Raw genomic sequence first — 14316 nt, 5'->3', positions numbered from 1 at the left:
CGGTCAGGCGGCGTGCTGGTCGCCGTCATCGGCGCCCGCACTTGTTTCGCCCGACGCGCGACGGCGTCCCAGCCCCTTCTTCAGATGGATCATCAGCAGCGAGATTGCCGCCGGTGTCACCCCGGAGATGCGCGACGCCTGCCCCAACGTCTCGGGACGCTGGGCAGCGAGTTTCTGGCGCACTTCGATCGACAGACCTCGCACCTCGTTGTAGTCGATGCTCGCGGGCAGCACGGTGTTCTCGTTGGCTTCCTTGCGAACGATCTCGTCTGCCTGACGATCGATGTAGCCCTGATACTTGGCGGCAATCTCGATCTGCTCGCGAATCTGCCCGGCCTGCAACGGATCGTCGGACAGCGCGCTCTCGGGGGCGAGTCGACCACCCTGCACTGCCATCAACGCGTCGTAGCTGACTTCCGGACGGCGCAGCAGATCGGCGAGCGAGTACTCGTGATCGATGGCCTTGCCGAGCAGCGGCACGGCATCTTCCGCCGGGAATGTCTTGGGATTCACCCACGTCGTCTTGAGGCGTTCTGTTTCACGTGAAACAGCATCGCGCTTACGACAGAAGGCTTCCCAGCGAATGTCGTCCACCACGCCCAGTTCGCGGCCAACCTCGGTCAGGCGCATATCGGCATTGTCTTCACGCAGCGACAGGCGATATTCGGCGCGGCTGGTGAACATGCGATACGGCTCGGACACCCCACGCGTAATCAGGTCATCGACGAGCACGCCCAGATAGGCCTGATCGCGACGCGGGCACCAGGCTTCGCGGCCCTGCACCTGAAGCGCAGCATTCATACCGGCGAGCAGCCCCTGCGCTGCGGCCTCTTCGTAACCTGTCGTGCCGTTGATCTGACCGGCGAAGAACAGGCCCGAAATCACGCGCGTTTCCAGCGAGCTACGCAGCCCGCGCGGATCGAAGTAGTCGTACTCGATGGCATAGCCGGGACGCAGGATATACGCGTTCTCCATCCCCTTCATCGAGCGGACCAGTTCGAGCTGCACGTCGAAAGGCAGGCTCGTGGAGATGCCGTTCGGATAGAACTCGTTGGTCGTCAGCCCTTCCGGCTCCAGATAAATCTGGTGCGATGTTTTATCGGCGAAGCGATGAATCTTGTCTTCGATCGACGGGCAATAGCGCGGCCCTACCCCTTCGATCACACCCGTGTACATCGGCGAGCGATCGAGTCCCCCACGAATGATGTCGTGCGTGCGCTCATTGGTATGCGTCACCCAGCACGGCACTTGGCGTGGATGCTGAGCCGCAGAGCCCAAGAACGAGAACACCGGCACCGGATCGAGGTCACCCGGCTGCTCTTCAAGCACGGAAAAGTCGATCGAACGGCCGTCGATACGCGGCGGCGTACCGGTCTTCAAGCGACCTTGCGGGAGTTTCAACTCTTTCAGGCGAGCCGACAGACTGATGGCCGCCGGGTCACCGGCACGACCGCCGACGTAGTTGTTCAGGCCGACGTGGATCTTGCCGTCGAGGAACGTGCCGGCGGTTAGCACCACGGCACGGGCGCGGAAGCGCAGTCCGACCTGCGTGATGGCACCGACAACGCGGTCACCTTCGACGATCAGGTCTTCGACGGCTTGCTGGAACAGCCAGAGATTCGGCTGATTTTCCAGCCGGTGGCGGATCGCCTGCTTATAGAGAATGCGGTCGGCTTGGGCCCGTGTCGCACGTACGGCGGGCCCTTTCGACGAATTCAGGATGCGAAACTGGATGCCGCTCTCGTCGGTCGCCGCCGCCATGGCGCCACCAAGGGCATCGACTTCCTTGACGAGATGGCCCTTGCCAATCCCACCAATCGAGGGGTTACAGCTCATCTGACCGAGCGTCTCGATATTGTGGGTAAGCAAAAGGGTTTTACAGCCCATGCGGGCCGAGGCGAGCGCAGCCTCAGTGCCGGCATGGCCGCCACCCACTACGATCACATCGAACTCGGTTGGATAAAGCATCGCAATTTTGCCGCGCGCGGCAAACTCTCTGGATTCGGTAATTGCGGAATTATAGCGGTATTGCGATGCATCATTTGTAACCACGCCATGTTTCACGTGGAACGTGAGTGGAAAACGACGATATTGGAGACTGTTCCACGTGGAACATTGGGGAGGGTCGAAGCATTGAGGGCATATCGAGATCGGATGCGCGGCGACGATCGTGCCAAGATCGCAGTCGCTCGACTCGCGTTTCACGTGAAACATTCGATATCGGTGCGTGCCGGATAGGCCTGTCCCCTATCGCCGATAGTCCTCGACGCGGTGAAAACCACACGACCAACCGAGCTACCTTCACCCCACCGCCTTCCGGCAAGTTTGAACGACGTCGCTGCCAGATTTTATGTTTCACGTGAAACAGCTACGGAAATCGCCCACCGGGCGCGCCTAGGATCGTAGTGACGTACGTTTCACGTGAAACACGCCCCGAAAATTCCCGGCCCCTTTCCCCCGAGCGAATCAACGCCGAACCCGATATCCACAACAACCCCGAATTCCAGCGCTCCCGATTACGAAGATTTGCCCGTCTCGTGTCGACTTCGTTATTAAATGCCTGCCCGTCCATCGATACCTCCCGTCGTATGAGCGACTGGGATGGCTGCTCCGTAGCGAATGAGTTGATGCAAGGAACCACCCCTCCCCTGTTCCACGTGAAACAGCGATAGCGCAAAGGGAAACGCTTTCGGTTCAGGTGATTCGCCGGGGACTCGCCGTTCGAAGTCTCGCTACGTATTCGCACCCGGAAATCAAAACCCAAAATAACGTTCGGCGGGCAATAGCAACCCAACACCCCGCGTACCGAAAAATATTCCGCCGCTTCCCCTTCAGTTGCCTCGGCAGTCGTTCTTGCATCTGCCTCCGCAAAAACAAAAACCAAGCCGAGGCGTTCCCGAACGCGATGCCGGATTCGAGAATAAAGTCCCTACTCCACAGCACCGTCAAAACCAAAACACCCACGACAGCATCCGGAAACTCAAAACCTGACTATCCATCCAGTAACGCCACCGACGATCACTGGATGCAAACACAGGCGCCGCACTCATCCAAAAAACACGGCAACAGAAATTCGCCTCGCAGATACCCAACGACGAAATCTACACCGCCGAGATTCCACCCTCGACCACTGGATACAACCACAGCATCGCGCGTTCCACGTGAAACACCGGACACGCAAAAATCTCTCCCCCACCAGACATCACTCGCTTTCGTTTAACCGAGTCGGCGGACACGAAAAACCGCAATCGCGTTCGCCAAAACCAAATACTTTGGCACCGCAATTTCGTCGAACAAAGTGGGGAGACACGCCCCGTTATCCACACCACCTCCCCCCTCGCTAAACCGCAAACAAGAAATTGCTTTTCTGTGGATAACCCTAAGCGACGAATTCACTCGAAAATCGTAAAAATCGCCGAACCCCTTATTGCGGCAGTGCGCCATAGATTTGCGCGTTGCATAACTATCCACAAGCAACTGTGAATAAGTGAGTTCTCGTTGTCGTGGATAACTCGCTTTATGGAGCATCTCAAAATTGGGGCCGGATCATATTCGCGACAATCTTTCATCGCCCTTCGCGACCACCGAAAAGCCGACCGTTCACCCCTCGCCACCCTCACGACTCGCCCCCAACACGCGCCCATAAAAAAACCCGCCGGGGGCGGGTTTCTTATTCAACATCGGCAGCAACGCCGCTTCGGCCGGGCATCGATAGCGTGCCCGATTACGAGTATCAGGCAGCCTTCTTTGCAAGCCCCAGATACGTCTCGATCACCTTCGGGTTGCTTGCCAGCTCTTGTGCGGGGCCTTCCAGCGCCAGCTCACCAGTCTCGATCACGTAACCGTAGTCGGCCACCTGCAAGGCTGCACGGGCGTTCTGCTCGATCAGCAGCGTTGCCACGCCGGTCTTGCGCAAGTCGTTGATGATGTGGAAGATTTCCTTCACGATCAGCGGCGCGAGCCCCAGGCTCGGCTCGTCGAGCATCAGCAGTTGCGGCTTGGCCATCAGCGCGCGGCCCACCGCCAGCATCTGGCGCTCACCGCCCGATAGCGTGCCGGCCTGCTGCACACGGCGCTCTTTCAGGCGCGGAAACAGCGCGTAGACCACTTCCATCTGGTCGAGGAAGTTCTTCTCCCCGGCCTTCTTGCGGCGGTATGCGCCGAGCAGCAGGTTGTCTTCGACCGTCATCGTCGAGAACAACTCGCGCTTCTCCGGCACCAGACACATGCCGCGCGCCACGCGCGTCTCGATACTCAGCGCCGACATCTCGTGCCCGAGGTACGCCACGCTGCCGCGGCTCGAACCGTTGTGCGGCAGCGCGCCCATGATCGCGTTGAGCATGCTCGACTTGCCTGCGCCGTTCGGACCGATCACCGTGACGATCTGACCGGCTTCCACGCGCAGGTGTGCCCCATGTACTGCCTCGACCTTGCCGTAGGCTACCGCCAGGTCCTTGACCTCCAGAATCGCCTCTGCCATCACTCCACTCCTCCGAGGTACGCCTCGAGCACCGCCGGGTTCTTCTGCACGTCTTCGGGCAGCCCCTCGGCGATCTTGGTGCCGAACTCCATCACCACCAGGTGATCGGTCAGGTTCATCACGAAATCCATGTCGTGCTCGACCAGCAGCACGCTCATGCCTTCATCTTTGAGCTTGCGCAGCAAATCGCCCAGCGCCTGCTTCTCTTTGTAACGCAAGCCAGCGGCCGGCTCATCGAGCAGCAGCAGCGTCGGATCGCACGCCAGGGCGCGCGCAATTTCCAGAATCCGTTGCTGCCCCAGCGCGAGACTGCCCGCTTCGTCGTACATGTGCGCGCCAAGGCCCACACGCTCGATCTGCTTCGCGGCTTCGTGCAGCAGCATGGCTTCTTCGTGGCGGTCCAGACGCAGCACGCTCGACCACACACCGCCCTGCGGACGACGGCGCAGACCGTTCTTGTCACGCAGATACGCGCCGATCGCCACGTTCTCCAGCACGCTCATATGCGGCATCAACCGCACGTGCTGGAAGGTCCGGCCGATCCCGCGCTTGACGATCTCACGCGACGGCAGACGATCGATACGCTCGCCGAGGAACGAAATCTCGCCGCGCGTGGCCTGCAACACGCCGGTCACAAGATTGAACGTGGTCGACTTGCCCGCGCCGTTCGGGCCGATCAGGCCGACGATTTCACCGGCCTTCACTTCGAACGACACATCGTTGACCGCCACCAGCCCGCCAAACTCCTTGCGCGCTTTCTCCAGCTTGAGCACCACTTCACCCACGGCCGGCTTGGCGCGATGGCCCAGCGCGTCCGCTTGCTCAGGCGCTCGGGCCACGCGGCGTGCCGGGAAGATCTTCGCGAAGAACGGCCACACGCCATCGCGTGCGTATTGCAGCAGCAACACCAGCAGCACCCCGAAGACGATCGTCTCGAAGTTGCCGTTAGCACCCAGCAACACCGGCAGGATGTTTTGCAGGTAGTCCTTGAGCACCGTCAGGATGGCCGCGCCAAGCACTGCACCCCAGACGTGCGAGACACCGCCCACCACCGCCATGAACAGGTACTCGATGCCGTGGTTCAGGTTGAACGGCGTCGGGTTCACCGCACGTTGCAAGTGCGCGTACAGCCAGCCCGAAATCGCGGCGAGCACGGCGGCGTAGACAAACACCACCACCTTCATCCACGCGGTGTTCACGCCCATGGCTTCGGCCATCACGCCGCCACCCTTGAGCGCGCGAATCGCACGGCCCTGACGCGAATCCAGCAGGTTCTTGACCGACACCACCGCCAGCACCACCACGACCCAGATCAGATAGAACATCTGACGGCCGCTCGCCAGCTCGACACCGAACACGTTGATGGTCGGAATGTCGTTCAGGCCGTCGTACTTGCCGAGGAACTCGAGGTTGCCGAACAGGTAGTACAGCGCCAGACCCCACGCGATCGTACCGAGCGGCAGGAAGTGACCCGACAGACGCATGGTGATCGCGCCGATCACGAGCGCCGCAGCGGCCGTGATGACAATGCCGACCACCAGACCGAGCCACGGCGATGCGCCGTAGGCCGTCGTCAGATAAGCCGTCGCATAGGCACCCAAGCCGACGAAAGCGGCCTGCCCGAACGACGTCATGCCGGCCACGCCCGTGAGCAAGACCAGACCGATGGCCACGATGCTGTAGAGGCCGATGTAATTGAGCAGCGTCACCCAGTATTCGGGCAGACGTACCGGCGCAGGCAGTACCGGCAACACGGCCAGTAGCACCAGAAAAATCAGGAAGTATTTGTTTTTCATTCTGTGGTCCGCCCCGGCTTATTCCTCGTCCTCTTCCACGTGCTTGCTTGTGAGCGACAGCCACAGCAGCACCGGAAGGATCATCGTGAACACGATGACCTCTTTGTACGCACTCGCCCAGAACGACGAGTACGACTCAAGCAGGCCCACGAGAATGGCGCCGAGCGCCGCGACCGGGTAACTCACCAGACCACCGATGATCGCGCCCACGAAGCCCTTCAGACCGATCAGGAAGCCCGACTCGTAATAGATGGTCGTGATCGGCGCAATCAGAATGCCGCACAGCACACCCAGTGCCGCCGCCAGCGTGAACGCCAATCGGCCGGCCTGCACGGTGCCGATACCGACCAGGCGCGCGCCCAGACGATTCACGGCGGTTGCGCGCAGTGCCTTGCCCGAGAGCGAACGGTCGAAGTAGAAGTACAGCGCCAGAATCATGACCACCGACACCCCGAGCACCCACAGACTCTGGCCCGAGATCATCACCGAGCCGATGTTGTAGCTGGCATCCGAGAACGGTTGCGTGCGCGAGCCTTCGGCCCCGAACATCACCAGACCCAGCCCGGTCAGCGCAAAGTGCACGCCCACCGAGACGATCAGCAGCAGCAGCGTGCTCGCTTCGGCCAGCGGCTGATAGGCCAGGCGATAGAGCATCGGGCCCATCGGCACGACCAGCAGCAGCGTGATGGCGATCTGCACGAGCATCGGCAGCGTCATCGGTGCCAGCGCCTTCACCACGAAGAACACGGCAATCGGGAACACCAGATACTTGCCCGCCAGCACCGGCACCAGTCGGCCCGCGAGCTTGCGGCGTTCGCTATGGCGCAACACACCGGCCGTCTCCACGATGAACGTGCACACGCCCATGGCCACGAGCAGCCAGCTGGTCAGCGGGAATTTCTGGGTTTGCAGGGCCGCGAGCGTGAGTGCGCCATACGACACGAACTCGCCCTGCGGAATAAAGATGACGCGGGTAACGGAGAACACCAGTACGAGGGCCAATGCCAGCAAGGCATAAATCGCACCCGTAGTGATGCCGTCCTGCGCCAGGATGGCGGCAATCGAAAGATCCATGCTCCTCTCACTTCGTTTGAGTACTTCTTGAACCGGCTGGCGAGACAGCCGGTGTGATGCACGGCGCGGCGCGCTGCCGCCCCGTTCCCCTTCACTTCGACACATCCTCCCGGTCTCCAAGGAGTGATGCAGCGAATTATGAATTGTATAAACGGTTATGCATTGGTAAAACCCGGGTGACTACTGAGATAACGCCCGTCTCCTTGTCACCCGCCCTTCATAAATCGACCGGTCAGGCACCCCGCCTGCGTCGATAACCCCGGACAACGTCAACCAACCACCACGGACATTAGGGCTTTACACCCCAACGTCCGGCAACACATATGCGTACAAATCAAGGCGCAGCCTTGCGGCGGCGGCGCGGTTTGGCCGGCAGCGATGGTGCGTCGGCCAGCACTTCGGGCGGCAACGCCTCGCGCACCACGTCAAGCAAGCGGTAGATTTCGGCGAGCGTGTCGCGCCCGACCTTGTCTTCCAGATAGCCGTATCGCTCTTCGACCAACGGGCCGAGCTTCTTGCACAACGCCCGGCTCGCCGGTGTCAGCGACACCATCACCCGGCGTTGATCGGAAGACACGCGCTTGCGCAGAATGAGGCCGGCGGCCTCCATACGCTCCAGCATGCCCGACAGGCTCGGGCTCAAAATGCAGCACTCGCGTGCCACCTGCCCGATTTCCATCTCCCCCGATTCACTGTCATTTACGGTACGGATCACGCGCCATTGCTGCTCGGTGATGTCGTAACGATTGAGCAAGGGCCGGAACAGCCCCATCACCGCTTCACGCGACTGCAACAACACCAGAATTGCGGTGCTCGAATTCACCCGTCATGGATTTACGCTCGAAAGGATCGCGCGGACAGCCCCCCGGCTGCGGCGATCAGGTTGGGACAACGCGGCCTCTCATGTGCCGCTCGTTTCGCATGTCCTGCCGACTCTTTGCGAAGCGCGAAACTACCACGCTCAAAAAAAACGGGCGCGAACGCCCGTTCTTCCGCCCAAACTCACGCCGGGCGCAGATACCGCAGATGAGAAAGCGGAGCATGCCTGTGTGCTATAGGCAGCCCCGCGGCGTATCAGTTCGCCAATTTCCACTTGCCGTCGACGATTTGCACCATAACGCGCGAGCGTTGGTCCAGACCGTTGTGGTCGTTTTTGCTCATGTTGAAGATACCGGCGGTGCCCGGCATTTCCTTCACGTTTTCCAGCGCTTCACGCAGTGCGGCGCGGAATTCCGGGGTGCCCGGCTTGGCTTTCTTGAGCGCGACCGGAATGGCCGTTTGCAGCAGCAGACCGCCGTCCCAGGCGTGGCCGCCGAAGGTCGAGATCGAACCGGCGCCGTAGGCCTTCTCGTAAGTGGCCTTGTACGCGGCAGCCGACTTCTTCACCGGGTTGTCCGCCGGCAGTTGGTCGACGACGAGCAGCGGGCCCGCCGGCAGGAACGTGCCTTCGCAGTCCTTGCCGCACACGCGCAGGAAGTCGTTGTTGGCCACACCGTGCGTCTGGTACAGCTTGCCCTTGTAGCCGCGCTCCTTGAGCGAGCGTTGCGGCAGTGCGGCCGGCGTGCCCGAACCGGCGATCAGCACGGCGTCGGGGTTCGCGCCCATGATCTTGAGCGTCTGACCGGTCACCGACGTATCGGCGCGGTTGAAGCGCTCGTTGGCGACGATCTTGATCTTGTTCAGGTCGGCGGCCTTCAGGAATTCCTTGTACCAGCCTTCGCCGTACGCATCCGAGAAGCCGATGAACGCGGCAGTCTTCACGCCGGTGTCAGCCATGTGCTTGGCAATGGCGGTGGCCATCAAGATGTCGTTCTGCGGCGTCTTGAACGACCAGGCACGCTTGGCATCCATCGGTTCGACGATGGCAGCCCCTGCGGCCATCGAGATCACCGGCGTCTGCGTTTCCGCAGCCACGTCGACCATCGCCAGCGAGTTCGGCGTGACCGTCGAGCCGAGCACGGCGTCGACGTGATCTTCGCTGATGAGCTTGCGCATGTTCTTGACGGCGGTCGTGGTGTCGGTCGCATCGTCGAGCACGATGTACTGCACCGTCTGCCCTGCGATCGTCTTCGGCATCAGCGCGATCGTGTTCTTCTCGGGGATGCCCAGCGATGCCGCCGGACCCGTCGCCGACAGCGACACGCCAATCTTCACTTGAGCGTGCGCGACGCCCGCAGCCAGCATCATCGCCGATGCCATGCACAGCAACTTCAGTTTCATTTGGGTCTCCTCACAAAATTTCGAATTCGTTCTTCTTACATTAACCGACCGCTCAGTCGGTGAATTGCCGCCCATCTTACGGGCACCCGTACCGTCTCGTAAAGTGCGGTTTCCCCAAATGTGGCAATTGCCACAAGGGGTTTTCCCGGCATGTTGCACTGCGAAGGGCAAAACCTAGCGCAGGAAGGCATCGTAACCCGTCTTCAGGATCAATACGCCAACCACACAAAGGAACATCCGGCGCACGAAACCGACACCGTGCCGCAGTGCCAGACGACTGCCGATCTGACTGCCCAGCACATTCATCACGGCCATACCCAGCCCGAGCTGCCACCACACGTGGCCGCCCATGCCGAAGAGCAGCAATGCGGCCAGATTCGTCGCCACGTTGACGATCTTCGAGGACGCCGACGCATTGACGAAATCCTGTCCGAACAGCCGCACGAACAGGAACACGAGAAAGCTGCCCGTGCCCGGGCCGAAGAAACCGTCGTAGAAGCCGATAGCCGCCCCCACGCCCACTGCGGCAAGGGTGACCCCCGTGCCACCTTTGACAGGCGCGTGTACGGTCCCGAAATCCTTCTTGCGCAGGGTGTAGATCGCCACGCCAACCAGCACGAACGGCAGCAGCTTGCGCAGCGCATCGGCGGGCAGATGGGTGACGGCGAAAGCGCCGCAGAACGAGAAGACGAACGCCGTGACCGTCGCGGGCAGCAGGATCGCCCAGCGCAGTTGCACGCCGCGCGCGAAACGCCACGCCGCCGACGCAGTGCCCCAGACACCGGCCATCTTGTTGGTGCCCAGCAACAGCGGTGGCGCGGCGTTGGGAAAGACGGCGAAGAGCGTGGGCACGGCGATGAGTCCGCCACCGCCCACGACGGCATCCACGAGACCGGCGAGAAACGCCCCGCCAGCGAGCATCAGGAGATCAGGGAGCGCGAGCGAGCTCAGCATGACGGCCGCCCTGAGCCAACGTTAAACGGGGCAATGAGCGGAGCAATGAGCGGAGCAACGAGCGAACCAATGACCAAAGCAATGCGAGGCATGACGTGAAGCATGGGGGAAGGAAAGCACGCGCCGGGAATGACCGGCGTCAGAATGGGAATCACAAGGAATATTGCGGCGAACGCTGTGGAGAACAGCGCGAAAGCCAGCGCGGCATGCGGCGAGACGTGAAACGCGACGTGGAGCGCAATGAAAAGCACGATATCGAAGCACAATATAAAAAAGCGCTGTTGGAGCATTCTCCAACAGCGCTTCCTTTTTGGCGGTGCGCGTTATCGCGCTTATTGTCTCCTCGTTCCTCGCCCCTATATCCTGCTGTGACGCGAACTAGGGGTGAGAATAAAGGAGCACCCAATGCACCACAAGTCAGCATTTACCCCTACGAATGGGCATTTTTCCGACATTCGTGCGCCGGGGTGGCGCCGGGGGTATGGCTAGACGCCCCACTTCGGTGCAATCCCCCGGCTTCCGCCTGCCGTCATGACTGCTGCGCCACGCGCCGGAAGAACTTGCTGCGCGCGATCAACTCCCCCACCAGCCCGCGCCGGAACGCCAGCACGCAGATGATGAAGATCGCGCCGATGACGATCGTCACCGACTCGCCGAGCGTCTGGAACCAAGTCACACCCGTTGCGGTAGCGAGCCAGTTACCGATGTCGCCCAGCTTGTTCTCCAGCACGATGATCAGCACCGCACCGACCACCGGTCCGAGCATCGTGCCGAGGCCGCCGACGAGCGTCATCAGAATCACCATGCCCGACATCGTCCAGTGCACGTCGGTCAGCGTCTCGAAGCCCAGCACCACCGTCTTGGTCGACCCCGCGAGGGCTGCCAGCGTGGCTGACAAAACAAACGCCAGCAGCTTGAACCGGTCGACGTCGTAACCCAGCGAAATGGCGCGCGGCTCGTTCTCCTTGATCGCCTTGAGCACCTGACCGAACGGCGAGTGCACCACACGCATGATGAGCAGGAAACCCAGCGCGCAGATCGCCAGCACCACGTAGTACAGCGTGAGGTCCGAGTCGAGCGGCAACACACCGAACAGGCTGCCGCGCGGCACGCCTTGCAGACCGTCTTCCCCGCCCGTGAACGGCGCTTGCAGACACAGGAAGTACAGCATCTGTGCGAGTGCCAGCGTGATCATCGCGAAGTAGATGCCCTGACGCCGGATCGCCAGCAAACCGATCACCAGCCCCAGCGCCGCGCCCGCCACCATGCCGGCAAGAATGCCGACTTCCGGCGTGAAGCCGAGGTTGCGAATCGCGTAGCCCGTCACATACCCTGCGCTGCCGAAGAACGCGGCGTGCCCGAACGACAGCAGTCCCGTAAAACCCAACAGCAGATTGAACGCACAGGCGAACAGCGCGAAGCACAGCACCTTCATGACGAAGACCGGATACGCCCCGGCAAACGGCGCCGCGATCAGCGCCAGTAGCAAGAGCGCATAGAGCACCCGTTGTTGCATACGATGTTGCATTGCTGTGCCCCTTACTTTTGTTTGCCGAACAGCCCTGCCGGGCGCAGCAGCAGCACGATCACCATGATCACGAACACCACGGTCGCCGACGCTTCCGGGTAGAACACCTTGGTGAAGCCTTCGATCACACCCAACATCAGACCGGTGATGATCGACCCCATGATCGAGCCCATGCCGCCGATCACGACCACGGCGAACACGGTGATGATCATCGACTGGCCCATCAGCGGCGAGATCTGGATGACCGGCGCGGCGAGCACGCCCGCAAATGCGGCCAGCCCGACACCGAAGCCGTACGTCAGCGTGATCATGAGCGGCACATTCACGCCGAACGCTTCAACGAGCTTCGGGTTTTCCGTGCCGGCCCGCAGATACGCGCCGATCTTCGTCTTCTCGATCACGAACCATGTGGCGAAGCACACGATCAGCGAAGCCACCACGACCCAGCCGCGATAGTTCGGCATGAACATGAAGCCGAGATTGGTCGCGCCCGAGAGCGCTTCCGGCGCGTCGTAAGGCTGCCCGGACACACCGAACATCGAGCGGAACACGCCTTCGAGTACGAGCGTGATACCGAACGTGAGCAGCAACCCGTAGAGGTGATCGAGCTTGTAAATCCAGCGCAGCATCGTGCGCTCGATGATGATGCCGATAATGCCCACCACGATCGGGGCGAGAATCAGCATGACCCAGTAATTGAGGCCAAGATAGTTGCCGCCCATCCAGGCGAGCATGGCACCCAGCATGAACAACGCGCCATGCGCGAAGTTGATCACGTTGAGCAGACCGAAAATCACCGCCAGGCCAAGACTCAGCATGGCGTAAAACGAGCCATTCACCAGTCCCAGCAGCAGTTGGCTCAACAGCGCCGGCAGGGGGATGCCTAGTAATTCCATCGAAATCGATTCTCTGGGAGAAAGACCGCGACGGGACACACGTCCCGCCGCTTTTCAGTGCACTGTCAGATGACGATGCGAACCCGGCTTACTTCTTCATCAACGGGCAGGTCGATTCCGCCACGGTGGTGAACGCCTTGTCGCCCGGAATCGTCGCGACGACCTTGTAGTAGTCCCACGGCTCTTTCGATTCCTTCTTCGACTTCACTTGCATCAGGTACATGTCGTGGACCATCGTGCCGTCCTTGCGGATGTAGCCCTTGCTGTACATGTCGTCGATCTTGATCTTGTGCAGCTCGTCCATGACCTTGTCGGCGTCGGTGCTGCCGGCGGCCTGCACAGCCTTCAGATACGTCATCGTGGCCGAGTAGTCACCCGCTTGCAGGCTCGACGGCATCTTGCGCATCTTGTCGAAGTAGCGCTTGGCGAAGGCACGGGTCTTGTCGTCCTTGTCCCAGTACCAGCTGTCCGTCAGATACATGCCTTCGGTGTTGTCCAGACCGAGCGAGTGAATGTCGTTGATGAACACCAGCAGACCGGCGATCTGCATCTTGTTCTTGATGCCGAATTCCTTGGCGGCCTTGATCGCGTTGATGGTGTCGCCACCGGCGTTGGCCAGACCCAGCACCTGTGCATTCGACGACTGCGCCTGCAACAGATACGACGAGAAGTCCGAGGCCGACAGCGGGTGACGGACCGCGCCCTTGACCGTGCCGCCGTTGGCCTTGACCACGTCGACGGTTGCCTTCTCCAGCGCGTGACCGAACGCATAGTCGGCGGTCAGGAAGAACCACGACTTGCCGCCCGCCTTGACCACGGCCGAGCCGGTGCCGCGTGCGAGTGCGACGGTGTCGTACGCGTAGTGCACGCCGTACGGCTGGCACTGATCGTTGGTGAGGGCGTCCGAGCCGGCACCCACGTTGATGTAGACCTTCTTCTTCTCGGCCGAGACCTTGTTCATCGCGAGGCCGGTACCCGAGTTGGTACCGCCGATGAGCATGTCGACGCCGCCGCGATCGAACCATTCGCGGGCTTTCGACGCGGCCACGTCGGCCTTGTTCTGGTGATCGGCCGTGACCAGTTCGATCGGCTTGCCGAGCACCTTGCCGCCGAAGTCGGAGATCGCCATCTTGATGGCTTCCGCACCGCCTTGTCCGTCGATATCGGTGTACAGACCCGACATGTCGGTAATGAAACCGATCTTCACCGTGTTGCCATCGGCCTGGGCCTGCGAGGCCATTGCCGCAAAACCGATCGCAGCCGCAACCGCCAACGCCTTCATCCGCATCGTCATCTTCGTCTCCTTCGTGGATTTATATCGCCTGGGTCCATCGCCCGGCGTGCGCGCCATGCAGCGCACGGCAACGC

Annotated in this window: 11 protein-coding genes; all 11 read right to left on the bottom strand. The window is 61.2% G+C overall.

All coding sequences use genetic code 11. The features are described 5' to 3' along the window. Positions 1–3: 3 nt before the first annotated feature. A complete protein-coding gene (mnmG, locus tag CDV44_RS22855; RefSeq protein ID WP_087690881.1) occupies positions 4–1968 on the bottom strand; it encodes a tRNA uridine-5-carboxymethylaminomethyl(34) synthesis enzyme MnmG in 1965 nt (654 codons plus the stop codon). Positions 1969–3733: 1765 nt separating this feature from the next. Further along, positions 3734–4480, bottom strand: a complete 747-nt coding sequence (locus CDV44_RS22850; RefSeq protein ID WP_058376594.1) for an ABC transporter ATP-binding protein — start codon at positions 4478–4480, stop codon at positions 3734–3736. After that, positions 4480–6276: an ATP-binding cassette domain-containing protein gene (locus CDV44_RS22845; protein ID WP_058376595.1), complete on the bottom strand. Its 1797-nt coding sequence runs from the start codon at positions 6274–6276 to the stop codon at positions 4480–4482. Before CDV44_RS22845 ends, CDV44_RS22850 begins: the two co-directional genes overlap by 1 nt. A gap of 18 nt (positions 6277–6294) precedes the next feature. Next, positions 6295–7350 (bottom strand): branched-chain amino acid ABC transporter permease, encoded by a 1056-nt coding sequence (locus CDV44_RS22840; RefSeq protein WP_058376596.1) that lies wholly within the window; start codon positions 7348–7350, stop codon positions 6295–6297. 334 nt (positions 7351–7684) lie between these two features. Beyond that, positions 7685–8122, bottom strand: a complete 438-nt coding sequence (gene hpaR, locus CDV44_RS22835) for a homoprotocatechuate degradation operon regulator HpaR (protein WP_371328805.1) — start codon at positions 8120–8122, stop codon at positions 7685–7687. Between the two features lie 302 nt (positions 8123–8424). Next, positions 8425–9570: an ABC transporter substrate-binding protein gene (locus tag CDV44_RS22830; protein WP_087690880.1), complete on the bottom strand. Its 1146-nt coding sequence runs from the start codon at positions 9568–9570 to the stop codon at positions 8425–8427. 174 nt (positions 9571–9744) lie between these two features. After that, positions 9745–10524, bottom strand: a complete 780-nt coding sequence (locus tag CDV44_RS22825; RefSeq protein WP_087690878.1) for a TSUP family transporter — start codon at positions 10522–10524, stop codon at positions 9745–9747. Beyond that, positions 10518–10814, bottom strand: coding sequence for a hypothetical protein (locus CDV44_RS22820; protein WP_087690876.1), 297 nt, complete (start codon positions 10812–10814; stop codon positions 10518–10520). Before CDV44_RS22820 ends, CDV44_RS22825 begins: the two co-directional genes overlap by 7 nt. A gap of 239 nt (positions 10815–11053) precedes the next feature. Beyond that, positions 11054–12052 (bottom strand): branched-chain amino acid ABC transporter permease, encoded by a 999-nt coding sequence (locus CDV44_RS22815; protein WP_087690874.1) that lies wholly within the window; start codon positions 12050–12052, stop codon positions 11054–11056. An 11-nt stretch (positions 12053–12063) separates the two neighbouring features. Next, on the bottom strand, positions 12064–12948 hold the full coding sequence (locus tag CDV44_RS22810; RefSeq protein WP_087690872.1) for a branched-chain amino acid ABC transporter permease: 885 nt from the start codon (positions 12946–12948) through the stop codon (positions 12064–12066). Positions 12949–13036: 88 nt separating this feature from the next. Next, the gene (locus tag CDV44_RS22805) at positions 13037–14236 is read right to left on the bottom strand and encodes an ABC transporter substrate-binding protein (RefSeq protein ID WP_087691186.1); all 1200 of its coding nucleotides are present in this window, start codon (positions 14234–14236) and stop codon (positions 13037–13039) included. Positions 14237–14316 lie beyond the last annotated feature (80 nt).

The sequence above is a fragment of the Pandoraea sp. PE-S2R-1 genome (genome assembly GCF_002179865.1).
Classification (GTDB): Bacteria; Pseudomonadota; Gammaproteobacteria; order Burkholderiales; family Burkholderiaceae; genus Pandoraea.
The sequence above is the reverse complement of the archived record's forward strand: the minus strand, read 5'-3'. Positions and strand labels throughout refer to the sequence as shown.